Below are 22,786 nucleotides of genomic sequence, written 5' to 3'. Positions count from 1 at the left end.
GGGCGGCGGCGGACCGGCACCCGGGCGATCGGGGGCCGGGCACTAGGGTGGACCCATGAGCGCCGTCGAGGCACAGATCGATCTCCCCGCGCCCCCACAGCGGGTGTGGGACCTGATCATGGATCCCCACCAGCTGGAGCGGTGGGTGACGATCCACCGCGACCTCCTCGCCGCGGACGACGGTGCACCCCGTCCGGGGTTCCACATGGAACAGAAGATGTCCATCCGTGGGGCACCGGTCACCGTCACCTGGGAGCTCGACGAGTTCTCCCCACCGCACCGGGCCACCTGGCAGGGCAGGGGACCCGCCCGCGCGTCCGCCTTCATCGAGTACGTGCTCGAGGAGATCCCGAAAGGCACCCGGTTCCACTACACCAACTCCTTCACCCCGCCCATGGGACTGCTGGGGCGTGTGGCGTCGCGGGCCCTGATGGGTGGCGTGCCGGATCGCGAGGCGGGCGCGTCGCTCGAGCGCCTGCGTGCGCTCCTGGCCGGGGACTGAGCACCACGCACGCCGCAGGTCCGGCGGGCCGCACGGACCACACCACGTCGGGTGGGACGGTCACGCGACCGCGCGCCACACGACCACGGACCTCGAGGGCCGCGGGTCGGTGGCCCCGCGATACAACGGTGCCCGCGACGGTCCACCGCGAGGCCCCACGGGCCCCACACAGATGCCCCCAGTCACCACACCCGGTCGACCGTCCCCACCCCAACGACGCGTCATCCGACGGGTCGGGTAGGCTGCTCGCGCCGTGGTGCTGGTCGCCGACCGTGCGGCCACGACACTCCACACACCACCCGAAGAGGTCCCCGACATGTCCGACTTCCTCACCGAGAAGCGCGACGAGATCCAGGCGCGTCTGGACGAGCTCGCGCCGCTGATCGCCGAGCACGACCGCCTGCAGCGCGCGCTCGACGCCCTCGACGGCGTCGACAGCTCCGGCACGTCCAACCGGTCGTCCGAGAAGTCCGGCTCCCGTGGCGCCGGGCGCCCGCGCGGCAGCGGCGAGCGTTCACGGCAGGCGCTGGCGCTCCTGCGCCAGGAGCCCGGCCTCGGCGCCGCCGAGGTCGCCCGCCGCATCGGCGTGCACCCCAACTACGCGTACCGGATCCTCCCGGGCCTCGAGGAGCAGGGGCTCGTCGAGAAGAAGGAGCGCCTCTGGTACCCGAAGGACGCCGCCTAGCGGTCACGCTGAGGCGGCCGTATGCCGACGCATCTCGGCACGCGGGCGCTCGGCAGTGCGGTGCACAGCTCTCGCTTTCCGCGCACCGACCTGCGAGGCCTACGACCACCTCAGCGCACCCGCGGGCATCGGGATTCGATCTCTGAACGACGAAGGGCCGGCGATCTCGCCGGCCCTTCGTCGTTCCCGGTGCCGCCCGCCTAGATCAGGCCGAGCTTCTTCACCGTGTCGCGCTCCTCGGAGAGCTCCGCGACCGTCGCGTCGATCTTCGACTGCGAGAACGCGTCGATCTCGAGGCCCTGGACGATCTCGTACTTCCCGTCCTTGCAGGTGACGGGGAAGGAGGAGATCAGGCCCTCGGGGACGCCGTAGGAGCCGTCCGACGGGATCGCCATCGACGTCCAGTCGCCCTCGGGCGTGCCGTTCACCCACGTGTGGATGTGGTCGAGCGCCGCGTTGGCGGCCGACGCGGCCGACGACGCGCCACGCGCGTCGATGATCGCCGCGCCGCGCTTGGCGACCGTCGGGATGAACGTGTTCTCGAGCCAGTCCTGGTCGCCCACGGCCTCGGCGGCGTTCTTGCCGTTCACCTCGGCGTGGAAGAGGTCCGGGTACTGCGTCGCGGAGTGGTTGCCCCAGATCGTCAGCTTCTTGATGTCGGTGACCGACACGGAGAGCTTCTGGGCGAGCTGCGAGATCGCGCGGTTGTGGTCCAGGCGCGTCATCGCGGTGAACCGCTCGGCCGGGACGTCCGGCGCGTGGGCCTGGGCGATCAGCGCGTTGGTGTTCGCGGGGTTGCCGACGACGAGGACGCGGATGTCGTCCGCGGCACCCTTGTTGATGGCCTCGCCCTGGGGCTTGAAGATGCCGCCGTTGGCCTCGAGGAGGTCGCCGCGCTCCATGCCGGGGCCGCGCGGGCGGGCGCCCACGAGCAGCGCCACGTTCGCGCCGTCGAACGCCTTGTTGGCGTCGTCGGTGACCTCGATCGAGTTCAGGAGCGGGAACGCGCAGTCGTCGAGCTCCATCGCCGTGCCCTCCGCGGCCTTGACCGCGGGCGTGATCTCCAGCAGGCGGAGGTTCACGGGGGTGTCGGGACCGAGCAGGTGACCGCTGGCGATCCGGAAGAGCAGCGCGTAGCCGATCTGGCCGGCGGCCCCGGTGACGGTGACGTTGACGGGCGACTGGGTCATGTTCTCTCCTGTGGCAGGACGAGTGACGGAACGGCACCGTCCGGGGTTCCCGGTCGCGGCGCCTGGTGCGCGGCCGATGCTATCCCGGGAGCGTCGGCGCACGCGTCCTCGGCGGAACGGCGGAAACCGACCGCGTGCCGACGCGCCACCTCCTACGATGGCGACGTGTCCACCGACGCCCCCTCCCCCGCGGCTCCGCGGGCCTCGACGCTCTGGCTCTGGCTGACGCTGCTGCCGATCGGGTTCGGCGCGTGGGTCCCGATCGCTGCGGGCGCCCGGGCACGGCGCCCGCGGTGGATCGTCTACGGCATAGTCGCCGTCGCCGCCCTGGTCGTGGCGCTCGTGCTGCCCCGGACGGACGACGACAAGCTCACGGACGTCGCGGGCGTGCTCATGTTCGGCAGCTGGTTCGCGGCGATCGGCTGGACGGCGACGTGCCGGAACGCGTACGCCCTGCGTGCCGGCGCCGCCCTGGGGGCGGCCGAGCGCGATCTCGCGATCGACCTCCGGGAGGACGAGCGGCGCCGGGCCCTGCGCCTCGCCGCCGACGACCCGGCCGCCGCACTCCGTCGCGGGGTCGGACGGCCCGACGTCCCGGGCGCCGACCACGGGTGGGTCGTCGACGTCAACCACGCGCCGCCCGCGGTGCTCGCGACGCTCCCCGGCATCGACGCGGAGGTCGCCCGGAGGATCGTCGCGACCCGCGAATCGGTCGGGCTGTTCTCCACCGTCGACGACATGGCGTTCGTGCTCGACCTGCCGCCGGGCCGGAGCGCCGCGCTCCGCGGCCTCGCGGTCGCGATCGCCGGCTGACCGCCCCGCGCCCGTCCCGCCGCGCGCAACGGCGGGACGACGCTCCCGGACCTGCGACGATGGAGGTGCATGCCCACCACGCGCACCGTGCCGCTCGCGACGATCTTCGGCATCCGCATCGGTGTGAACCCGAGCTGGTTCTTCGCCCTGCTCCTGATGATCGTCCTGATCGGCGGGCGCTTCGACGTGGTCCTCCCCGACAGCTCGCCCTCCGTGGCGTACGGGCTGGCGGTCGCGGCGGCGCTCCTGTTCTTCGTCGCGCTGATCGCCCACGAGCTCGGGCACGCCCTGGCCGCGCGCCGCTTCGGCATCCAGACCGAGGGCATCGAGCTGTGGCTGCTCGGTGGCGTCGCACGCCTCAGCCGCGACTCGCGCCGGCCGCGGGAGGAGTTCGTCGTCGCCGGTGCCGGACCGCTCGTCACGCTCCTCCTCTTCGCCCTCGGTGCCGGCGTCGGGCTCCTGATCGGATCGTCCGGCGAGCTGTGGGACGCGGTCTGGGTCCCCGACAGCGACGTCCGGATCTCCGAGGGCATGGCGATCGTCGGCTGGTTCACCTTCATCAACGGCGCCCTGTTCGTCTTCAACATCATCCCGGCGTTCCCGCTGGACGGCGGCCGCCTGGCGCGCGCCGTCGCGTGGAAGATCACGGGCGACCGCCAGAGGGCGACCGTCGCCGCGGGCGTCCTGGGCCGGGGCTTCGCGCTGCTGCTCGCCGCCTTCGGCTTCTACGAGCTCTTCCAGGGCGACTCGATCGGCGGCCTCTGGTACCTGCTGCTGGCCTGGTTCATCGCGAGCGCCGCGAAGGCCGCCGTGATGACGAGCGCGATCAGCGAGCAGCTCCACGAGGTCCGGGCGACCGACATCATGGACCCCCAGCCGCCGTGGCTGCCGGAGGACGTCACCGTCCTCGACGCCGAGCACGAGACGCTCCGACCGTTCGACGCGCCGTGGGCCGCCGTCCTCGACGGCGACGGGTACTACCGGGGGATCGTGACCGCGCAGCGCGTCCGCGAGGAGCTCGGGGCCGGACGCCCGGGCGTCCTGGTCTCCGACCTGATCGAGTCCGGCGACCCCCCGCGCGTGCCGCCGGACGCCGCGCTCGAGGACCTGCTCCAGAGCGAGCAGCTGCGTCGGCTCGGCGCGCTGCCGGTGATCGACGAGCAGCGGGTGATGCTCGGCCAGGTGACGTTCGCGCAGGTGCGCGAGGCCCTGGCGAAGGCCCTGCCGGGCGCCGAGGTCCACCCGGAGCCCACTGGCCGCCCCTGACCGGGGGCGGTCCCGCGGGGTCGCTCCCTACTGGGCGACCATCTTCTTCGGGTGCGACGGCTTCTTCGTGCGGGAGGCCCGGCGGTACTCGCGGTTCAGCATCCCGATGACGTCGATGCCGATCTCCTGCGGGCAGACGCGCGAGCACTCGCCGAAGTTCGTGCAGCCGCCGAAGCCCTCCTCGTCCATCTGGTGGACCATGTTGCGGGCGCGCTCGTCGCGCTCCGGCTGGCCCTGCGGGAGGTTGTTCAGGTGCGTGATCTTCGCCCCGGTGAAGAGCATCGCCGCGCCGTTCGGGCAGGCCGCCACGCAGGCGCCGCAGCCGATGCAGATCGCGGCGTCCATGACCGTCTGGTGGACCTCGGGGGTCACCGGCTGGCTGTTGGGGTCCGGCTGCGGCCCGGTCGTGACGGAGACGTAGCCGCCGGACTCGATGATGCGGTCGAACGCGGAGCGGTCGACGGCGAGGTCGCGGACGACCGGGAACGCGTTGTTGCGGAACGGCTCGACGTAGATCGTCGAGCCGTCCTCGAAGTCGCGCATGTACGTCTGGCAGGTCGTCACCTGGTTGGGGCCGTGCGGCATCCCGTTGATGACGAGCGAGCACATCCCGCAGATGCCCTCGCGACAGTCGCTGTCGAACGCGACCGAGCGGCTGCCCTTCCCGACGAGGTCCTCGTTCAGGGTGTCGAGCATCTCGAGGAACGAGGCCTCGCCGTCGACGTCCTGCACGTGCTTCGTCTCGAAGCGCCCCGGCTGGTCCCGGGAGTCCTGCCGCCAGATCTCGAGCTGGAAGTTCACTTGTAGCTCCTCGTCGCGAGCTTGACCTCGTTGAACACGAGCGGCTCGTCGTGCGGTTCGAAACGCGCGGCGTCCAGCCCCTCCTCCGGGTACTCCCACGCGGTCACGACGGCGAACTCGTCGTCGTGGCGCAGGGCCTCGCCGTCCTCGGTCTCGTGCTCGCCGCGGAAGTGGCCGCCGCACGACTCCTCGCGCCGCAGCGCGTCCTCACACATGAGTTCGGCCAGCTCGATGAAGTCGGCCAGGCGGCCGGCGTACTCGAGCGTCGGGTTGAACTCGTCGGCGGTGCCGTCGACCCGAACTTCGTCCCAGAACCGGGCGCGGATGTCGCGGATCTGCTCGATCGCGGTCGTCAGGCTCTCGCGGGTGCGGAGCATGCCGCACTTGTCGAGCATGATCTCGCCGAGCTCGCGGTGGATCGCCTGCGGCGCCTTCGTGCCCTGCGCAGCGAGCAGCCGCTCGATCTGGCCGCGGACGTTCGCCTCGGCCTCGTCGAACGCCTCGTGCGTCGCGTCGACCGCCCGCTTGCGCTGCGTCGCCAGGTAGTGCATGACCGTGTGCGGGGCGATGAAGTACCCGTCCGCCAGCGCCTGCATCAGCGCGGAGGCGCCGAGGCGGTTGGCGCCGTGGTCGGAGAAGTTCGCCTCGCCGATCGCGAACAGGCCGCGGACCGTCGTCTGCAGCTCGTAGTCGACCCAGAGCCCGCCCATCGTGTAGTGCGGGGCCGGGTAGATCATCATCGGCTTCTCGAACGGGTCGTCGCCCGTGATCCGCTCGTACATCTGGAAGAGGTTCAGGTACTTGCCCTCGATGGCGTCCCGGCCCTGGCGCTCGATCTCGTCGCGGAAGTCGAGGTAGACGCCGCGCTTCGTGCCGCCGACGCCGAGGCCCTGGTCGCACGCGACCTTGGCGGCGCGGGAGGCGATGTCGCGCGGGGCGAGGTTGCCGAACGCCGGGTAGCGCTCCTCGAGGAAGTAGTAGCGCTCCTCCTCGGGGATGTCCTGCGGCTCGCGCTGCTCGTCCGGGTCGCGGGGGACCCAGATGCGGCCGTCGTTGCGCAGCGACTCCGACATCAGCGTCAGCTTCGACTGGTACTCGCCGGACTGCGGGATGCAGGTCGGGTGGATCTGCGTGTAACAGGGGTTCGCGAAGAAGGCCCCGCGTTTGGACGCCTTCCAGGCGGCCGTGACGTTCGAGCCCATCGCGTTGGTCGACAGGTAGAACGCGTTGGAGTAGCCGCCCGACGCGAGGACGACGCAGTCGGCGGCGTGGCGCTCGATCTCGCCGGTGATGAGGTTGCGGGCGATGATGCCGCGGGCCTCGCCGTCGACGAGGACGACGTCGAGCATCTCGTGTCGGCTGTGGACCGTGACGTTGCCCTCGGCGACCTGGTGCTGGAGCGCCTGATAGGCGCCGAGCAGCAGCTGCTGGCCGGTCTGGCCGCGCGTGTAGAACGTGCGCTTGACGAGCACGCCGCCGAACGAGCGGGTGGCGAGCTGGCCGCCGTACTCGCGGTTGAACGGCACGCCCTGCGCCGTGGCCTGGTCGATGATGTTCGTCGACACCTGCGCGAGGCGCCAGACGTTGGCCTCGCGCGAGCGGAAGTCGCCGCCCTTGATCGTGTCGTAGAAGAGGCGCTGGACGGCGTCGCCCTCGTTGGCGAAGTCCTTGGCCGCGTTGATGCCGCCCTGCGCGGCGATCGAGTGCGCGCGGCGCGGCGTGTCCTGGAAGCAGAAGCTGTCGACCTTGAAGCCCTGGGCCCCCAGGCTGGCCGCGGCGCTGGCGCCGGCGAGACCGGTGCCGACGACGATGATGCGGTGGGCCGGGCGGTTGCGGGGGCCGACGAGCTTGTGGTCGTCGAGCCAGCGTCGCCACTTGCCCTCGATCGGGCCGTCGGGGATCCGGGCGTCGAGCGTCACTTCGCGACCTCCGTCGGGGTGTGGGCCGCCGTCGCGGCGTTGGGTCCGGTGACGGGCTCGGGCAGCGCGCCGGTGGCGAAGCTGATCGGCACCATCGCGAACCCGACGACGACGACGACCGTGAGCGCGGTCGCGCCGTGGCGCAGGGACGCGTTGCGCGCCGGCGTGTCGATCCCGAGCGTCTGGAAGAGGCTCCACACGCCGTGGCGCAGGTGGTACCCGAGCGACGCGATCGCGGCGAGGTACAGCACGACGAAGTACCACTTCTGGAACGCCCCGTAGACGTTCGAGTAGATCTCGCCCTCCGCCAGCGGCGTCACGTCGACGGCCAGGATCGTGAAGTGGAGGATGTGGAAGACGATGAACGCCAGGAGCAGCGGCCCGGAGAGGCGCATCGTCCGCGCCGCCCAGGAGCGCCCGATGCGCTTGGCGGGGAACCCGGCCGGCCGGGCCGCGCGGGCGCGCATCGTCAGCTGGTAGACGCCGACGACGTGCACCACCAGCGATCCGAGCAGGAAGACCCGGATCACCCAGAGGAAGAACTCGTAGGGCAGCAGCGGCGTGCCGAACTCCCGCAGCCAGTGGCCGTAGGAGTCGATCTGGGCGTGCCCCTCGTCGCCGCTCGCCCCGAGCATCGCGGTGAGGTTGCCGATCATGTGGAGGACCACGTAGCCGACGAGCACGAGTCCCGTCACGGCGACGATCGACTTCTTGCCGACGTTGCTGTCCCAGGTCTCCCCGATCCAGGTCCTTCTCCGTCGTCTCAGCTCTTGGGTCGCCACGTTCATGGCGATGTTACGCCCGTCCCTGGTTATGGGTGGTCCCCCTGCCCACAATCCGTGCCTGCAGTCACATAAGGGCGGGCTCAACCGCGAGCCGCCGACTCCCGGGCCTCCGCAATTAGGTGTTCCGCCATTTCGTCGTGACGCATCCGCGTACGGGGACGACGGCCGCACGCGATGAACGCAGACGAGGACGCGATCGGCTTCTGTGCGGGCGATCACGGCGTTCCGGGACGCGCCGTGCATGCCGGCCCCGCAGGCGGACTCCGGGAACGAGCATCGCGGACGACGGCTTACGACAAACACTAATACGGAAGACCCTTCGACGATCACCTTTGGGTCTCCTCTCAGACCACCGCCGTTCACCAGTACGCATGATGCGCTGGACCACACATGAACCACCGCGGCCGCCGACCGCTGAAACCCACCCACACCACGCACCACCGGGCGGGAGGCACGACGACCGACCGCACGGCGGCATCCGGGAGCCGTCTTTCGCGCGTACCGCCGTCCGGAGCGGGTCCTCGGCCCTCGCCGACGGGTCGCCGCGACGGCCGTCGGACGACGCCCGAACGCCCCGCACCACCCCATCCAGACCGCAGTCGGTAGGGCACCCGAAATTTCGGAAGTCCGACCGTTTCGGGGCGGTATACCAGCACCCGGATTTCGAGCACCGTGTGTAGGATCCGACCCCGGTATCCCAGTAGGCCCGAGGAGGCCCATGCCTGCACACGACGTCCTGATCATCGGGGCCGGATTGGCCGGTCAGCGCGCGGCGCTCGCCGCTGCCGACGCCGGCGCCTCAGTCGCGATCCTCAGCAAGGTCCACCCGGTCCGTTCGCACTCGGTCGCGGCCGCCGGCGGGATCAACGCGGCGATCAACCCCGACGACGACTGGCGCTCCCACGCGTTCGACACCGTCAAGGGGTCCGACTACCTGGGCGACCAGGACGCGATCGAGATCATGTGCTCGGAGGCGCCCGGGGAGATCATGCACCTCGAGCACATCGGGGTCACGTTCCATCGCAACGACACCGGCCACCTCGACCTGCGTGCCTTCGGCGGCGCATCGATGAAGCGCACGGCCTACGTCGCCGACATCACGGGCCAGGCGATCCTGCACGTGCTGTACGAGCAGCTCATGAAGTACTCGGACCGGGTCGACCGGTACGAGGAGTGGTTCAACACCTCGCTCCTGAAGGACGACTCCGGCCGCTGCGTCGGCTGCGTCGCCCGGAACATCCGCACGGGCGAGATGCGGACCTTCAACGCGAAGTCCACGATCCTCGCCACGGGCGGCGTGGGTCAGGCGTTCAAGCCGACGACCAACGGCCTGATCTGTACGGGCGACGGCATGTCCCTGGCCTACCGCGCCGGCGCGCGGCTCATGGACATGGAGATGATCCAGTACCACCCGACGACGATGACGGCCAACGGCTTCCTCATCACCGAGGGTGCCCGCGGTGAGGGCGCGCACCTCCTGAACGCCGCGGGCGAGCGCTTCATGGAGAAGGACGCGCCGAACAAGATGGAGCTCGCCTCCCGCGACGTCGTCTCCCGCGCCGAGCAGCGCGAGATCAACGAGGGCCGGGGCACCGGCCCCCTGAAGGACTCGGTCCTCCTGGACGTCACGGTCGTCCCGAAGAACCGCGTGCTCGAGGCGCTCCGCGAGATCGTCAACCTCGGCCGCGACTTCGCCGGGATCGACATCACGAAGGAGCCGATCCCGGTCCGCCCGGGGCAGCACTACACGATGGGCGGCGTCAAGACCGACGTCAACGGCGAGACCGACGTCCCGGGCCTCTACGCCGCGGGCGAGGTCGCCTGCGTGTCGGTCCACGGCGGCAACCGCCTCGGCGCCAACTCGCTGCTGGACACGCTGATCTTCGGCAAGCGCTCCGGCCAGCACGCCGCCGCGGTCGCCGGCGAGATGCAGATGCCGAAGGTGTCCGACGCGCAGCTCCGCGACGACACGCGCCACATCCAGGACATCATCAACCGCCCGAAGACCGGTCGCCGCATCTCCGAGATCAAGGAGGAGCTCGGCGTCTCGATGAACCAGTACTGCGCCGTCTTCCGCGACGAGGAGGGGATGACGAAGGGCAAGGAGATCGTCACCCGCCTGCAGGAGGAGGCCAAGACGGCGTACATCGACGACGCCGGGACGGTCTTCAACCAGGACGTCCTCGGGGCCCTGGAGCTCGGCTTCATGCTCGACTGCTCCGAGGCCATCGTGACCGCGGCGCTCGAGCGCAAGGAGTCGCGCGGTGCGCACTCCCGCACGGACTACACCGAGCGCAACGACGAGGACTGGCTCTTCCACCTGACCGTCTCCCAGGACGGTGAAGGAGCAGACGCCCCGGCGAAGCTGGACAAGGCGCCGATCACGTTCACCCAGTGGGAGCCGATGGAGCGCACGTACTGATGTCGACCACCGAGAGCACGCCGAACACGACCGAGGAGCCCTGGCACGGCGGTGCCGAGGGCCTCGAGTCCTTCACGCTGCGTCTGCGGCGCTACGACCCGGAGTCCGGCAAGGCGCCGTACTTCGAGGAGTTCGTCGTCGAGATGGAGCCCCACCGCTCCGTCCTCGACGCGATCCTGACCGCGAAGAACGACGAGGACGGCTCGATCGGCATCCGCTGCTCGTGCCGCGCGGCGATCTGCGGCTCCTGCGGCACGCGGATCAACGACAAGCCCGGCCTGGCGTGCCACACGCACCTCAGCGACGCGCTCGCCCGGTCCAAGGACGGCAAGATCACGGTCGAGCCGATGGGCAACATGCCCGTCATCAAGGACCTGATCGTCGACATGGACGCGGTCCACTGGAAGAAGCAGCAGCGGGTCACCCCGTGGCTGCTGCCGGCCGAGCCGCTCCCCGAGAAGGAGCACATCGTCCCCCGCGAGGCGATGGTCGACGTCACGCAGTCGATGGCGTGCATCCAGTGCGGCGCCTGCGTGTCGGACTGCCTCTCGATGGAGGTCGACCCGCTCTTCATCGGTCCGGCCGCCCTCGCGAAGGCCTACCGCTTCGTCGGCGACCCGCGCGACGACAAGCACGCGCAGCGCCTCGACGACCTGGCGAACGACCCGCACGGCATCTACGACTGCACCCACTGCTTCAAGTGCATCGAGGCCTGCCCGAAGGGCGTGGCGCCGATGAACCAGATCATGCGGCTGCGGCGCATCGCGTCCGCGGACCACTCGATCGAGGACGTCAACGACGGCTCGCGCCACGAGCACGCGCTGGTCAACCACGTCAAGAAGTGGGGCACGCTGAACGAGGCCCAGCTCGTCCCGGACTCCAAGGGCGGCAAGTTCCACCCGCGGACCGCGAAGGAGATGGTCGCCTCGCTGTCGGTCATCGCGACCGCCCTGCTGCGCCGGAAGGTCACGCCGAAGTCGGCGCTGATCCACCACAAGAACCCGAACCAGTCGGAGATCAAGCGGATCTACCAGGAGATCGGCGCCCGCGAGGAGCGGCTCGAGCTGAACCTGTACATCACGCAGCCCGACGAGCCGGAGGCCCCGGACGACCAGGACGCGTCGCACGAGGCCCAGGTCAAGACGACGGGCGACCAGTCCGCCGTGAACAAGCCCGTCACGAACAGGGAGGCGTAGCCATGAAGGTCGCCTACTGGCCCGGCTGCGTCAGCCGCGGCTTCACCCCCGAGCTCCACGGCGCCATGGCGCAGGTGGCCCCGAAGCTCGGCATCGAGCTCGTCGAGCTCAACCGCGCGAACTGCTGCGGCGCCGGCGTCATCGCCGAGCACAGCCAGGAGCTCGCCGACACCCTGAACGCCCGCACCTTCGCGCTCGCGCAGAAGGAGATCTCGCAGGGCGCGGACCTCATGATGAACATCTGCTCGACCTGCCAGGGCGCGCAGAGCGAGTGCCAGCAGCGGCTGGACGCCAGCGCCGAGTACCGGGACGAGGTCAACAAGCACCTCACCCCGGAGGGCCTGGAGTACGCCGCGGGGATCGTCAACAAGAACTTCCTGTGGGTCCTCGTCGAGGAGCTCGGGCTGGATGAGCTGACGAAGCTCGTGAAGCGGCCGCTGACCGACCTCCGGGTCGGCCCGTTCTACGGCTGCTACATCGTGCGTCCGACCGACCGCATCGGGATCGACGACCAGAACCCGCGCGACACGTACCTCGAGAAGGTCATCGAGGCGCTCGGCGGCACCGTCGTCGACTACGCGGGCTCGCAGAAGTGCTGCGGCTTCCCCGTCGCGCTGATGAACGCGGAGACGTCGTTCAAGCAGGCCGGCCGGCACCTCGGCGACGCGAAGGACGCCCAGGCCGACTGCCTGGTCACCCCGTGCCCGCTGTGCCACCTGAACCTGGACATGCAGCAGCCGCGGGTCAGCAAGACCGTCGGCCGCGACCTCCAGATGCCGGTCCTGCACCTCCCGCAGATGGTCGGCCTGGCGCTCGGCATGGACCCGAAGTCGCTCGGCCTCGGTCGGCACGTCGTCAAGCCGACGGCGGTCATCGACTGGTCGACCTCGGTGGTCGGCGCGCTCCCCGCCGCCGCCTGAGGCACGCGCCCCCGGGCGCCGGGAACGACGGAGGGCCGGCGATCTCGCCGGCCCTTCGTCGTTCCGGATCAGGGGCGGAGGCCTGCGGCGACGAGCTCGTCGAGGCGGGCCGCGACCGGCGCGTAGAGGTCGAGCGGGACGGCCGTCAGGGGGGCCGGGTCGGTGATGCCCTGGCGGCCGGCGAGCGGGGCCAGCGCGGCGCCGGGCAGACCGCGGACGGCGACCTGGATCAGCCGGCGGACGGTGCGCGGGAGGCCCGGCCGGAGCGCGAGGACGTCGGCGAGGGAGCCGGTGGTCGTCCAGATCCGGCGGTAGTCGCGGGTCTCCGACGTCGACGGCGCGTGGCGGGTGACGGCCGCGTCGACCGTGAGGTCGCCGAGCGAGCGCAGCGCCGCGGCGTCGCTGTCGGTCCAGCTCGCCAGGCGGTCGCCGGGGGCGCCGCGGCGGACGCCGGCGGCCAGCAGCGCGGCGCGCGGGCCGATGTCGCCCCCGGCCGTCGTGCGCGGGCCGAACGCGACGGCGCGGTCCTTCAGGTCGGCGAGGGTGCGGATCCGCGAGTTCTTCCGGACCCACAGCTCGGTCGGCGCCGTGCGGGCGGGCGTGTCCGCGTTGATCGCGTAGGCGCCGGCCGGGACGGCGCCGGCGATCCGATCCGCGACGACCATCGCCGCCGGGTCCAGCTCGGCGACGTCGACGTCGTGGGTCGCCAGCGCGGTCACCAGGCGCGCCTGCGTGGCGTAGGGGACGGCGATCGCACGGCAGCCGAGGCCCTCGGCGAGGTCCGCCGTCAGCCGGTCGGCGGCCGCCCGGCCGGCCTCGTCGTCTGCGGGGAGGACGACGCCGAAGCGGACGGCGACCTTCGCGCAGCTGTCGTCGGCGAAGCGCTCGGTGTCCTTGGCCGCGTCGGTGGTCGCGGCGCTGCCGCCCCCGGGACGTGCGAGGAGGACGGCGACGGCGGCCAGCAGCAGGAGCGCCGCGACGAGCGCGACGGAGCGGCGGGCGGGGCGGGATCCGAGGGCAGGCACTGGTCAGGAGGATGCCGGAAGACGGCCGGCCCGGGGGCGGCGGTGGCGCGTCAGTCCTGCTCGGCGGCGCGCAGCAGGGCGAGGACCGCCAGGACCCGGCGGTGGTGCTGCGGGGCCGACGGCAGGTCGAGCTTCTGGAGGATGCTCGTGACGTGTTTCTCGACCGCGCCCTCGGTGACGGTCAGCTCGGCCGCGATCCCGCGGTTCGAGCGGCCCTCGGCCATCAGCGCCAGGGTGTCGTGCTCGCGGGGGCTCAGGCGGCCCAGGCGCTCGTCCCCGGCCCGGCCGCGGACGAGGAGCTGGGCGACGACCTCGGAGTCCAGCGCGGTGCCGCCCGCCGCCACGCGCTCGCACGCCCGGACGAACTCCGTGGGCTCCGCGACGCGGTCCTTCAGGAGGTAGCCGACGCCGCCGTCCCCGTCGGCGAGGAGCTCGCGGGCGTACGTGCGCTCGACGTACTGCGAGAGCACGAGCACCGCCTGGCCGGGAATCGCGGCGCGGAGCTCGAGCGCCGCGCGGATCCCCTCGTCGGTGAACGTGGGTGGGAGGCGCACGTCGAGCAGCGCCAGGTCGGGCTTCAGGGCCTTCCCGCGGCGCACGACGTCGTCGGGGGCGTCGACGGCGGCCACGACCTCGTGGCCATGGTCGCGGAACAGCCGGGTGAGGCCGTCCCGCAACAGCGCGTGGTCCTCGGCGATCAGGACGCGCACGGGATCCGGGCCTCGATCGTGGTCGGTCCGCCCTCGGGACTGGTCACGCGCAGGATCCCGTCCAGCGCGGCGACGCGGTCGCGCAGGCCCGCGAGCCCACCGCCGGGGACGGCCGACGCCCCGCCGCGCCCGTCGTCGCGGACCCGGGCCACGAGCTCCCCGAGCTCGCGGCGGACCTCGACCGTGGCCGCCGACGCGCCGGAGTGGCGCGCGACGTTGACGAGGGCCTCCGCGACGACGAAGTAGGCGCCGGTCTCGGCGCTGGCGGGCGGCCGCCCGGGGAGGTCGACGTCGACCGTGACCGGCACGGGCGCCCGGGCGGCGAGCGACGAGAGCGCGGCCTCCAGCCCCCGGTCCTGGAGCACCGACGGCGCGATGCCGCGGACGAGATCGCGCATCTCGGTGAGGGCGCGGCGCGCCTCGTCGCGGGCCCCGCGGACCAGCTCGCGGGCGCCCTCGGGGTCGCGCTCGATCCGCTCCTCCGCCATCCCGAGGTCCATCGCCACCGCCACCATCCGCGCCTGCGCGCCGTCGTGGAGGTCGCGCTCGATGCGGCGGAGCTCGGTCGACGCGGCGTCGACGGCGCCCGCGCGGGTCTCCTCGAGGTGCGCGACGCGGGCCTTCAGGTCGTCGCCGAGGAGCAGCCGCACCACGTAGAGGTTCACGATCGTCGCGGCGCGGGTGAGCCACCACGCGACGGGGACGAGGACGACGCCCAGCAGCGCGACGAGGAGGGCCGCCGGGAGCGTGTCGACGTCGAACAGCCCGACCACGACGTCCGTGTCGGGGACCGCCGCGTACCACGCGGGCAGCGTGATGAACCCGAGCGCCGTCCCCCACGCCGAGACCGCGACGACGAAGCCGGCGAGCGTGAACGGGAACTGGACCACGGACCAGAGCGCGTCGGCCCACCGTCGCGGATCACGCGCCATCGTTGCCGCCTGGCCGAGCAGGGACCCCTCGAGCGGACGGTAGTCGCCGCGGATCGGGACGTCGTCGACCAGGAGCGCGCGACGGCGCTCGAGCTCGGCGCACCAGCGGAGGATCGTCGAGGTCACCACCGCCAGCGGGATCCCGACGATGAGCACCAGGAGCGGCGTGGTCGTCGCGATCAGGGTGATGCCGAGCGAGAAGATCGCCGTGCCCGTGACGCCGCCCAGGACGAGGTAGAGCGCGTCGTTCCACCCGCGAACGGCTGCCGCGCGGGCCCGGGGGCGGATCGATGCGGGAGCGTCGGGGGGCGCTGCGCCGACGGTGGGGGACGAACTCGAGCTCATGCCGTGATCGTGTCGATCGTCCCACGCCCCGACCATGCGGGGACCTTCCGACGCGGGGTGGGGACAACCCCACCCCGGCCGCCCGCGCGGCCCGACCGCGCCCTCGCGGGACGCGTCCGCCCCGAAATACGTGAACTGCGATCCGACTTGCTAAGAATTGCGTGGTGCTCTCACCCTCCGGGAGCCCGTCCCCCAACCCCGAGGTCCCATGATCCGTTCTCGCACCACCCTGATCCCGGCGGCGCTGGCCACCGCCGCCCTCGCCTTCGCCGCCGGCCCCGCCTCGGCGTCGAGCAGCGCCCCCGCCCCGAGCGCCGCCGAGGCGACCGCGGCGGTGAAGCAGCTCGCCACGACCCGCGACGCCGGCTCCCTCGCCTCGGACCCCGCCACCCTGATCACCCGCCTGCTCGGCCTGCCCGGCCAGGGCAGCCTCGAGGCGCTGCTCGAGACGCTCGGCCTCCCGCACGACCAGGCGGCGGACCTGGCGCAGAAGCTGTCGGCGCTGCCGACGGCGATCACCGTCCCCGGCGGGCTCGGCGGCGGCTGAGCGGACGGGGCACCGTCCGGCCGGGCGGTGCCCCGTCCGGCCGTGGCGGCCCTCGGGGCGTCCCGGCCTACAGCCAGCCGCGGTCGCGCGCGGTGCGCGCGGCCTCGACCCGGTTGACCGCACCGGTCTTGCCGATCGCCTGCGAGAGGTAGTTGCGCACCGTGCCCTCCGAGAGGTGGAGGGTGCGGGCGACCTTCGCGATCGCGTCGCCGTGCTCGGCGGCGGCGAGGACCTCGCGCTCGCGCGGGGTCAGCGGGCTCTCCCCCGCCTGCAGCGCCTCGGCCGCGAGCTCCGGATCGACGCTCCGGCCACCCGCGGCGACGCGGCGGACGGCGGCGGCGAGCTCGTCGGCGTCGCCGTCCTTCACGAGGAAGCCCGAGGCGCCCGCGGCCATCGCGCGGCGGAGGTAGCCGGGGCGGCCGTACGTGGTGAGGATCACGACGCGGCACGACGGCAGGGCCTCGCGGAGCGCCGCGGTGGCGGCGATACCGTCGAGACCCGGCATCTCGATGTCGAGCAGCGCGACGTCGGGCTGCGCGCCGCGGGCGGCGTCGACGACCTCGTCGCCGCGCGCGACCTGGGCGACGACCTCGAGGTCGTGCTCCAGGTCGAGGAGCGCGACGAGTGCCCCGCGGACCATCCCCTGGTCCTCGGCCACCAGCAGACGGATCACGAGCGGCCCTCGGATCGCAGCGGGACCGTGGCCCGCAGGACGGTGCCGCCGCCCTCCCCCGGTCCGAGCTCGAGCGTCCCGCCGACCGCGTCCAGGCGCTCGGCGAGCCCGACCAGGCCGGACCCGTCGCCCGACCCCGGCCGGGCGGCCCGCGGGTCGGTGGAGACGACGCGGTGCGCGACCGACGCGGGCCCGTCGTCGGCGACGGTGGCGGTCACGCGGTCGGCGGCGGCCCGCACGGCGAGCGTGCACCGGGAGGCGCCGCTGTGGCGCAGGACGTTCGTCGTCCCCTCGCGGACGACGAACGAGAGGACGTCCTCGACGTCCGGCGGGATCGGGTGCTCCGGCAGCTCGGAGGCGACGTCGAGGTCCGCCGAGCGGAGCGCCGCGGCGGACGACGCGACCTCCGCGGCGATCGGCCGGCGGCGGTAGCCGTCGACGACGTGCCGGACCTCGCGCAGGGCGTCGCGGGCCACGCCGCGGACCTCGCGGATCTCCGCGGCGGCGCGCTCGGCATCGTCGCGTTCGAGGAGCCGCTCGGCGAGCTGGCTCTTGACGGCGATGACGCTCAGGCTGTGGCCGAGCAGGTCGTGGAGGTCGCGGGCGATGCGGCCCCGCTCCTCGACGACGGCGAGCCGGGCGTTCTGCTCGCGGACGCGGTCGAGCTCGCCCTCGAGCTCGCCGCGGCGGCGCGCCGCGTAGCTCACGAATCCGGCGACGAGGACCGCGAAGCCGAGCCAGAAGTACGCCGACGAGTCGCCGTCGGTGCCGCGGACGAGCAGCAGGGCCTCGCACCCGACGGCCATCCCGACGATCGCGCGCGGCGGCCACGGCTGGTCGAGCCACACGGCGAGGATCGCGGTGGAGAACGCGATCGTGCTCAGCCACTCCCCGCCGAAGCCGATCGAGGTGGCGACCGCGACGACGAGCAACAGCGCCACCCGCGCCCACATCTCCCGGTCGCCGACGGCGGCGTGTCGCGGCTCGAGGCCGCGCTGCCGCTCGCTGCGGGCGCGGCGTGCCGGGACGACGACGATCAGCGTCGTCAGGTAGGCGGCCACGAAGACGACGAGGAGCAGCCCGCCGAGCACCCGCTGCCACGTCGGCCAGTCGCCGGCGACGACCTGGTCGGCCGCCGGGGCGAGGTAGACGAGCCAGATCCCGCCGACGAGCATCCCGAAGCGGCGGCCGTCCGTCGCGTCGCGCTCCGGGCCCACGAGCGCGGTGATCCACGGCTGCCGGCGGCGCCGGGGCGACCCGCCGACGGGAGACGTGGCGCTCCCGTCCGGCCCGGACCCGGTCGGAGCGCCGGTCGCCGTCGACGCGCCGACGACGGCGGACGCGCCCTCGGCGGGGCGCGGTCCGGTCTCGGTGGGAGGGGTCGACGGCATCGGGCGGGGACGTGGGACGCCGGACCTCAGCGGACGGTGGTGCCGCGGCGCCAGGCGACGGTCGCGGCGCCGCCGAGGACGACGGCCCACAGGGCGATGATGGCGCAGTGGCCGAGCCCGACGGTACCGCCGGTGGTGATCGCCCGGGCGACCTCGCCGATGTGGAAGGTCGGGAGCACGTGCGCGACGTCCTGCAGCCAGGTCGGGAACTGGTCGGGCGGGACCCACAGGCCACCGAGGGCCGAGAGGCCGATGTAGGAGAGCATCGTGGCGCCCTGCGCGGTCTCGGGCGAACGGAACGACGCGCCGACGAGGAGCCCCAGGCCGACCGTGACGGTCGCGCAGAGCGGCAGCGCGACGCAGAGCCCGATCCAGGCGGTGGTCGAGATGTCCGTGCCGCCGAAGCGGCCGACGGCGCCGACGATGAACGCGGAGGTCAGCGCGAGCAGCAGGCCGGCGGCGCCCTTGCCGACGATGGCCGCGGTCGGGGACAGCGGGGTGGCGCGCAGCTGGCGGAGCCAGCCGGAGACGCGCTCGGCCGTCAGGCGCGGGCCGGTGGCGAAGAGGCCGCCACCGATCGCGCCGTACGCGGCCATGCTCGCGAGCAGCGCCTTCTTGTCGTCGGCGTCCCCGCCGCCCGAGAAGACGAGCAGCATGAGGATCGGGACCATCACGGTGAAGAGGATGGCCCGCGGGTTGCGGACCGTCCGGCTGAGCTCCAGGCGGACGTAGGCGAGGGTCGGGGTCAGCGGCCGGCGCGGGGCGCGGGTCGAGCGGGCGGTGGCTGCCGTGGGGGCGGTGGTGCTCATGGGGGTGGTCCCGGAGGTCGTCGGTGCGGGGCGCAGGTCGGTGGTCATCTCAGGCCTCCGGGGCGGTCGTCGCGGGCGTGGCGCTCCAGCCCTCGGCGGCCATCGTCAGGAACGCGTCCTCGAGGTCGGCGGGGCGGACCTCGATCTCGCGGGCGTCGGGGTAGGTCTCCAGCAGGACGCGGAGCGCGCGGTCGGAGTCGCTGCAGGTCAGGGCGGCGCGGCCGTCCGGCTCGTCCACGGCGGTGCGGACGCCCGGCAGCGCGGCGAGCTCGGCGGCGACGGCCTCGGTGCGGACCCGGAGCAGCGTCCCGCCGGCGCGGGCGGCGACCTCCGCCGGGGTGCCGTCGGCGACGATCCGGCCCCCGGCCAGGACGACCACGCGGTCGGCGACCGCCTGCGCCTCGTCGAGGTGGTGGGTGGCGAACAGCAGGCCGCGGTCGCCGCCGATCTGGCCGCGCAGGGCGTCCCAGAAGGTGCGGCGCACCTGCGGGTCCATCGCGGCGGTCGGCTCGTCGAGGATCAGGAGCTCGGGGTCGGCGACGAGCGCCAGCGCCAGCCGGACCCGCTGGGCCTGGCCGCCCGAGAGCTCGTGGGACCCGCGGTCCCAGAGGTCGGCGGCGTCGGCGAGCTCCAGCGCGCGCCGCGGGTCCATCGGGTCCGGGTAGATCGCGGCGAAGAGCGAGACGAGCTGGCCGACCTTCGTGTTGTCGGGCAGCCCGGCGTCCTGCAGCATCGCGCCGACGCAGCCGGCGGCGACCGCGTGGTCGGGGGTCCGGCCGCAGACGCTGACGGTGCCCTCGGCGGGACGGGACAGGCCGAGCAGCACGGAGACAGCGGTGGACTTGCCGGCGCCGTTGGGGCCGAGCAGGGCGACGGCCTCTCCGGGGGCGACGCGCAGGTCGATGCCGTGCAGGACGGTGGTCCGTCCGTAGCGCTGGGTGACGCCGCGGAGGTCGAGGAGGAGGGAGGGATCGGGGGACGTGGGGCTCATGGACGTCACTCTGCGCCCCGGGCCCGTCCGCCGGTAGAGCCGCCGGTCAGGTCCTCGGCATGACCGATGTCACGGGTCGGCTGCGGCCTCCGGTGGGACGCGCCCTGCCGGTCGCGATCCCCGTGCGGCCGGTCCGTCTGCGGGCCCGTCGGCCGAACCGTCCCGCGGCCACGGGTCCGCGTGGGACGATGGGGCATGCCGCGTGATCCCCACCGTCCCCCGTCCTCGTTCCCCCGCTCCCGCCGGGCGGTGACCGGGGCCGCCGCCCTCGTCCTCGCCGCAGGGGCCGGGGCCGCCCTGCTGGTGCCCGGCGCGGAGGCCGTGCCGACCGGCGACCCCGTCCAGATCGCCACCGTGACGAAGACGCCGTGGGAGCTCGCGGTCGTCCCGGGCGGCGGCTCGTTCGTCGTCGAGCGCGACGGCGACGTCGTCTACCTCGACGCCCAGGACAAGCTGCAGGCGGCGCCGGCGCTCGCGCGGACCGCCATCCCGAACGTCCGCAAGCTCCTCGGCTTCGCCCTCGCGCCCGATTTCGCCCAGAGCGGCCTGGCGTACCTCTACGTCGCGCAGGACCAGGACCCCGACGGCGCCGGTCCCGCGACCGGGCAGAACGGCATCTGGCGCCTGAAGGCGACGGGCGGCAAGCTCGAGGTGCTGGGGAAGGTCTTCGGCGGCATCGACTCCGACGGCAACCACGACGGCGGCCGGATGGTCTTCGGCCCCGACAAGGACCTCTACGTCACGACCGGCGACATCCACCAGCCGACCCGCCCGCAGGACCCGACGAACCTCAACGGCAAGATCCTGCGCCTCGGCGCCCCCGCGACGGGTGACCTGACCGCCCCCGCGGACAACCCGTTCGCCTCGCAGGGCGGCGGCGCGAAGTACGTCTGGTCGATCGGGCACCGGCACCCGCAGGGCCTGGCGTTCGACGCCGCCGGCCGGCTGTGGGAGACCGAGCACGGCCCGACCGGCGAGCAGCACGGCGCGCAGTACCCGGGCGGCAACGACAAGACCGGCCGGGACGAGCTGAACCTCGTCGTGAAGGGCGGCAACTACGGGTGGCCGCTCGTCTCCGGGCCGATGACGGGCGCCGACCTGAGCCCGGCGCGCACCGACCTCCTGCCGCCGAAGGCCGTCGCCGGGGATGCGCCGGCCTGGGCCCCGGGTGGCCTGGCCGTCGGGGCCGACGGGTCGCTCTACGCGCCGTTCCTCGCGGGGATGCAGCTGCACCGCTTCGACGTGCGGAACGGCACCGTCTACGACCAGGGCCAGCACCTCACGAACCTCGGCCGCCTGCGGCTCGCGGTCCCGCGCGGCAAGGACCTCCTCGTCGTCCAGGACAGCGGGACCGAGGCGAAGATCTTCCGCCTGCCCCTGAGCGACCCGACGCCGGGCGGCAGCGACGCGGCGACGCCGCCGGCGACGGGGACGCCGGACGCCGCGGCCGAGGCCCTGAAGGTCCGGACGCGGACCCGGGCGCTGGGCCTCAGGTTCCGCAACGCCACGCGGTCGCTCGGGCGACGGCGGCTGGAGGCCGGCCGCTACGTCTCGTTCCGGATCGGCGGCCCGTCCGCCGGCCGCACGACGCTCGAGCTGCGCCTGCGGAACACGCGCGGGAAGCTGTTCGCGCGGACGACGGTGAAGACGAGGTCGACCGCGACGCAGCGCTACCGGATCCGGCTGGGCGCGACCGGCCGGAAGCGCCTCCGCGCGGTGCGCTCCGGCGTCATGATCGTCCGCGTCGTGCACGACCCGAAGGTCGGCAAGACGTTCTCGACGGGGTTCAGCACGACCATCAAGCGGAAGCGGTAGTCAGTCCGCGGTCCGCACGACCGACGAGCAGGCCTTCGCCCCGCGGGCACGCAGAGGGGCGAAGAGCCGGCGCCCCGCGCCCTCGACCAGGCCGATCGAGCCGCCGTGGCTCGAGCCGTCCACGAGCACCGAGGCCGTGATCACGCGGCCCTTGCAGTTCAGGCGGATCGCCTGGTTCACGCGCCCGCTGCCGTTCCAGCCGCTCTTGAACGTCACGCGCCAGCCGCGTGGCGCCGACCGCGGCATGCCCCACCGCTGCGACGGGACGATCGACCGCAGCAGGCCGAGCGCGTACGTGCGGTGGCGCGGCGGGATGATCCGCCACAGGCGGTGGAAGAGCCGGACCTCGTCCAGGGCGCTGATCCGCGAGGCGCCCCACAGCCCGGCCCGTGGACGGAAGTGCGTCATACCGACCAGGCGGCCGACGGCCCGGAGCGGCCCGACGCCGCCCATCCGCGAGAGCAGCGGGTTGACCGGCTCGTTCGCGGAGCGGCGGATCATCGGCGACAGGAGCGCCTTCTCCTGCCGCGTCAGCGCGCGTCGGCGGACGCTCGCGCGGCGCACGTAGGCCACGAGGACCGTGGCCTTGATGAGGCTGTTGGAGTTCGTGGTCTCGCTGCCCCGGAACGACCAGGTCCGCTTCTCGACCCGCAGAGAGAAGCGCAAACGCGCGCCCTTCGACGCCGCCCACGACCTGGTCCGGCGCACCGCGCGGGTCCACGCCTTGCGAGACGGCAGCCCGGCCGCGAGGAACGGGTCCGCGGGGGCGGTCGCCGACCGGTCGGCGGTCGTCGCCGCAGCGGCGGTGGTGGTGGTCGACGCCGGCGCGAACGGCGTGGACGTCGGTGCCACGCCCGCGGTACGCATCGTCGCGGGCCGGGCCAGGGAGGCGAGGACGGGGATCGGGTCCCCGACCGTGGCGGCGGTCGCCGCCGGGGTGCTCGCGGCGGATGCGACGAGGACCCCCGCGAGCACGAGCGCCCGCCGGGGGCGCGTTCCCGGGCGAGGGGCGCCGGAGGGGTGAGCGGGACGGGACACCCTGCGCAGCC

Annotated in this window: 21 protein-coding genes; 9 read left to right on the top strand and 12 right to left on the bottom strand. The window is 73.2% G+C overall.

What is annotated here, in order from left to right; translation table 11 throughout:
- Nucleotides 1–55: 55 nt before the first annotated feature.
- Together PATMI_RS0113625 and PATMI_RS0113620 are read left to right on the top strand one after the other, a co-directional pair.
- A complete protein-coding gene (locus tag PATMI_RS0113625; RefSeq protein ID WP_026911288.1) occupies nt 56–502 on the top strand; it encodes an SRPBCC family protein in 447 nt (148 codons plus the stop codon).
- Nucleotides 503–818: 316 nt separating this feature from the next.
- The gene (locus PATMI_RS0113620; RefSeq protein ID WP_157260766.1) at nt 819–1,187 is read left to right on the top strand and encodes a helix-turn-helix domain-containing protein; all 369 of its coding nucleotides are present in this window, start codon (nt 819–821) and stop codon (nt 1,185–1,187) included.
- Between the two features lie 200 nt (nt 1,188–1,387).
- On the opposite strand, the gene PATMI_RS0113615 is transcribed toward PATMI_RS0113620, so the two are convergent.
- Complete coding sequence (locus tag PATMI_RS0113615) at nt 1,388–2,377, bottom strand: malate dehydrogenase (protein WP_026911286.1); 990 nt, start codon at nt 2,375–2,377, stop codon at nt 1,388–1,390.
- Between the two features lie 165 nt (nt 2,378–2,542).
- Here PATMI_RS0113615 and PATMI_RS34635 point away from each other — a divergent pair, with 165 nt between their 5' ends.
- On the top strand, nt 2,543–3,190 hold the full coding sequence (locus tag PATMI_RS34635) for a ComEA family DNA-binding protein (RefSeq protein ID WP_026911285.1): 648 nt from the start codon (nt 2,543–2,545) through the stop codon (nt 3,188–3,190).
- A 69-nt stretch (nt 3,191–3,259) separates the two neighbouring features.
- Nucleotides 3,260–4,456, top strand: coding sequence for a site-2 protease family protein (locus PATMI_RS30030; RefSeq protein ID WP_051471612.1), 1,197 nt, complete (start codon nt 3,260–3,262; stop codon nt 4,454–4,456).
- 27 nt (nt 4,457–4,483) lie between these two features.
- Here the strand turns inward: PATMI_RS30030 and PATMI_RS0113600 are convergent, their stop codons facing one another.
- Genes PATMI_RS0113600 through PATMI_RS37515 form a run of 3 tightly spaced genes read right to left on the bottom strand, consistent with a single transcriptional unit; the run spans nt 4,484 to nt 7,964 of the window.
- Nucleotides 4,484–5,257, bottom strand: a complete 774-nt coding sequence (locus tag PATMI_RS0113600; protein WP_026911284.1) for a succinate dehydrogenase/fumarate reductase iron-sulfur subunit — start codon at nt 5,255–5,257, stop codon at nt 4,484–4,486.
- Nucleotides 5,254–7,176 carry a fumarate reductase/succinate dehydrogenase flavoprotein subunit gene (locus PATMI_RS0113595; RefSeq protein ID WP_026911283.1) on the bottom strand — a complete coding sequence of 641 codons (1,923 nt, stop codon included), beginning with the start codon at nt 7,174–7,176 and terminating at the stop codon, nt 5,254–5,256. Before PATMI_RS0113595 ends, PATMI_RS0113600 begins: the two co-directional genes overlap by 4 nt.
- Complete coding sequence (locus PATMI_RS37515) at nt 7,173–7,964, bottom strand: succinate dehydrogenase cytochrome b subunit (RefSeq protein ID WP_051471610.1); 792 nt, start codon at nt 7,962–7,964, stop codon at nt 7,173–7,175. The genes PATMI_RS0113595 and PATMI_RS37515 overlap by 4 nt, the downstream gene beginning before the upstream one ends.
- 715 nt (nt 7,965–8,679) lie before the next feature.
- Between PATMI_RS37515 and PATMI_RS0113585 the strand changes: the two genes are divergently transcribed.
- From PATMI_RS0113585 to PATMI_RS0113575, 3 genes are read left to right on the top strand one after another with little or no spacing between them, the layout of a single operon-like run.
- Nucleotides 8,680–10,383, top strand: coding sequence for an FAD-binding protein (locus PATMI_RS0113585; protein ID WP_026911282.1), 1,704 nt, complete (start codon nt 8,680–8,682; stop codon nt 10,381–10,383).
- Nucleotides 10,383–11,579: a succinate dehydrogenase/fumarate reductase iron-sulfur subunit gene (locus PATMI_RS0113580; protein WP_245604166.1), complete on the top strand. Its 1,197-nt coding sequence runs from the start codon at nt 10,383–10,385 to the stop codon at nt 11,577–11,579. Before PATMI_RS0113585 ends, PATMI_RS0113580 begins: the two co-directional genes overlap by 1 nt.
- A 2-nt stretch (nt 11,580–11,581) precedes the next feature.
- Nucleotides 11,582–12,499: a CoB--CoM heterodisulfide reductase iron-sulfur subunit B family protein gene (locus PATMI_RS0113575; protein WP_026911280.1), complete on the top strand. Its 918-nt coding sequence runs from the start codon at nt 11,582–11,584 to the stop codon at nt 12,497–12,499.
- A 68-nt stretch (nt 12,500–12,567) separates the two neighbouring features.
- Here PATMI_RS0113575 and PATMI_RS34630 read toward each other — a convergent pair whose 3' ends face one another.
- From PATMI_RS34630 to PATMI_RS0113560, 3 genes are read right to left on the bottom strand one after another with little or no spacing between them, the layout of a single operon-like run.
- Nucleotides 12,568–13,524 carry a phosphate/phosphite/phosphonate ABC transporter substrate-binding protein gene (locus tag PATMI_RS34630; protein ID WP_026911279.1) on the bottom strand — a complete coding sequence of 319 codons (957 nt, stop codon included), beginning with the start codon at nt 13,522–13,524 and terminating at the stop codon, nt 12,568–12,570.
- A 50-nt stretch (nt 13,525–13,574) separates the two neighbouring features.
- The gene (locus PATMI_RS0113565; protein ID WP_026911278.1) at nt 13,575–14,234 is read right to left on the bottom strand and encodes a response regulator; all 660 of its coding nucleotides are present in this window, start codon (nt 14,232–14,234) and stop codon (nt 13,575–13,577) included.
- The gene (locus tag PATMI_RS0113560) at nt 14,222–15,511 is read right to left on the bottom strand and encodes a sensor histidine kinase (protein WP_026911277.1); all 1,290 of its coding nucleotides are present in this window, start codon (nt 15,509–15,511) and stop codon (nt 14,222–14,224) included. The genes PATMI_RS0113565 and PATMI_RS0113560 overlap by 13 nt, the downstream gene beginning before the upstream one ends.
- Before the next feature lie 208 nt (nt 15,512–15,719).
- On the opposite strand from PATMI_RS0113560, the gene PATMI_RS0113555 reads away from it, so the two are divergent.
- Nucleotides 15,720–16,058, top strand: a complete 339-nt coding sequence (locus PATMI_RS0113555) for a hypothetical protein (protein WP_026911276.1) — start codon at nt 15,720–15,722, stop codon at nt 16,056–16,058.
- Nucleotides 16,059–16,125: 67 nt separating this feature from the next.
- Here PATMI_RS0113555 and PATMI_RS0113550 read toward each other — a convergent pair whose 3' ends face one another.
- The 4 genes from PATMI_RS0113550 to PATMI_RS30010 are packed head-to-tail and all read right to left on the bottom strand — an operon-like array spanning nt 16,126 to nt 19,922.
- A complete protein-coding gene (locus tag PATMI_RS0113550; RefSeq protein WP_026911275.1) occupies nt 16,126–16,731 on the bottom strand; it encodes a response regulator transcription factor in 606 nt (201 codons plus the stop codon).
- On the bottom strand, nt 16,728–18,122 hold the full coding sequence (locus PATMI_RS34625; RefSeq protein ID WP_157260765.1) for a sensor histidine kinase: 1,395 nt from the start codon (nt 18,120–18,122) through the stop codon (nt 16,728–16,730). Before PATMI_RS34625 ends, PATMI_RS0113550 begins: the two co-directional genes overlap by 4 nt.
- Before the next feature lie 26 nt (nt 18,123–18,148).
- The gene (locus tag PATMI_RS0113540) at nt 18,149–18,931 is read right to left on the bottom strand and encodes an ABC transporter permease (RefSeq protein ID WP_169738372.1); all 783 of its coding nucleotides are present in this window, start codon (nt 18,929–18,931) and stop codon (nt 18,149–18,151) included.
- A gap of 49 nt (nt 18,932–18,980) precedes the next feature.
- The gene (locus PATMI_RS30010; RefSeq protein WP_051471606.1) at nt 18,981–19,922 is read right to left on the bottom strand and encodes an ABC transporter ATP-binding protein; all 942 of its coding nucleotides are present in this window, start codon (nt 19,920–19,922) and stop codon (nt 18,981–18,983) included.
- Between the two features lie 195 nt (nt 19,923–20,117).
- On the opposite strand from PATMI_RS30010, the gene PATMI_RS0113530 reads away from it, so the two are divergent.
- Nucleotides 20,118–21,737 (top strand): PQQ-dependent sugar dehydrogenase, encoded by a 1,620-nt coding sequence (locus tag PATMI_RS0113530; RefSeq protein WP_026911273.1) that lies wholly within the window; start codon nt 20,118–20,120, stop codon nt 21,735–21,737.
- Here PATMI_RS0113530 and PATMI_RS0113525 read toward each other — a convergent pair whose 3' ends face one another.
- Nucleotides 21,738–22,775, bottom strand: coding sequence for a serine hydrolase (locus PATMI_RS0113525; RefSeq protein WP_157260764.1), 1,038 nt, complete (start codon nt 22,773–22,775; stop codon nt 21,738–21,740).
- Nucleotides 22,776–22,786: the final 11 nt, after the last annotated feature.

The organism is Patulibacter minatonensis DSM 18081 (assembly GCF_000519325.1).
In the GTDB taxonomy this organism is placed as follows: Bacteria; Actinomycetota; Thermoleophilia; order Solirubrobacterales; family Solirubrobacteraceae; genus Patulibacter; species Patulibacter minatonensis.
Note: the sequence above shows the minus strand (reverse complement) of the source record. Positions and strands in the feature narration are given on the sequence as shown.

What these genes read in the sequence shown, in the direction of transcription:
- PATMI_RS30010 (WP_051471606.1), bottom strand. Translation starts at nt 19,922, where the DNA reads ATGAGCCCCACGTCCCCCGATCCCTCCCTCCTCCTCGACCTCCGCGGC.
- PATMI_RS0113620 (WP_157260766.1), top strand. Translation starts at nt 819, where the DNA reads ATGTCCGACTTCCTCACCGAGAAGCGCGACGAGATCCAGGCGCGTCTG.
- PATMI_RS0113615 (WP_026911286.1), bottom strand. Translation starts at nt 2,377, where the DNA reads ATGACCCAGTCGCCCGTCAACGTCACCGTCACCGGGGCCGCCGGCCAG.
- PATMI_RS0113530 (WP_026911273.1), top strand. Translation starts at nt 20,118, where the DNA reads ATGCCGCGTGATCCCCACCGTCCCCCGTCCTCGTTCCCCCGCTCCCGC.
- PATMI_RS37515 (WP_051471610.1), bottom strand. Translation starts at nt 7,964, where the DNA reads ATGAACGTGGCGACCCAAGAGCTGAGACGACGGAGAAGGACCTGGATC.
- PATMI_RS30030 (WP_051471612.1), top strand. Translation starts at nt 3,260, where the DNA reads ATGCCCACCACGCGCACCGTGCCGCTCGCGACGATCTTCGGCATCCGC.
- PATMI_RS0113580 (WP_245604166.1), top strand. Translation starts at nt 10,383, where the DNA reads ATGTCGACCACCGAGAGCACGCCGAACACGACCGAGGAGCCCTGGCAC.
- PATMI_RS0113575 (WP_026911280.1), top strand. Translation starts at nt 11,582, where the DNA reads ATGAAGGTCGCCTACTGGCCCGGCTGCGTCAGCCGCGGCTTCACCCCC.
- PATMI_RS0113585 (WP_026911282.1), top strand. Translation starts at nt 8,680, where the DNA reads ATGCCTGCACACGACGTCCTGATCATCGGGGCCGGATTGGCCGGTCAG.
- PATMI_RS0113625 (WP_026911288.1), top strand. Translation starts at nt 56, where the DNA reads ATGAGCGCCGTCGAGGCACAGATCGATCTCCCCGCGCCCCCACAGCGG.
- PATMI_RS0113540 (WP_169738372.1), bottom strand. Translation starts at nt 18,931, where the DNA reads ATGAGCACCACCGCCCCCACGGCAGCCACCGCCCGCTCGACCCGCGCC.
- PATMI_RS0113560 (WP_026911277.1), bottom strand. Translation starts at nt 15,511, where the DNA reads ATGAGCTCGAGTTCGTCCCCCACCGTCGGCGCAGCGCCCCCCGACGCT.
- PATMI_RS34625 (WP_157260765.1), bottom strand. Translation starts at nt 18,122, where the DNA reads ATGCCGTCGACCCCTCCCACCGAGACCGGACCGCGCCCCGCCGAGGGC.
- PATMI_RS0113555 (WP_026911276.1), top strand. Translation starts at nt 15,720, where the DNA reads ATGATCCGTTCTCGCACCACCCTGATCCCGGCGGCGCTGGCCACCGCC.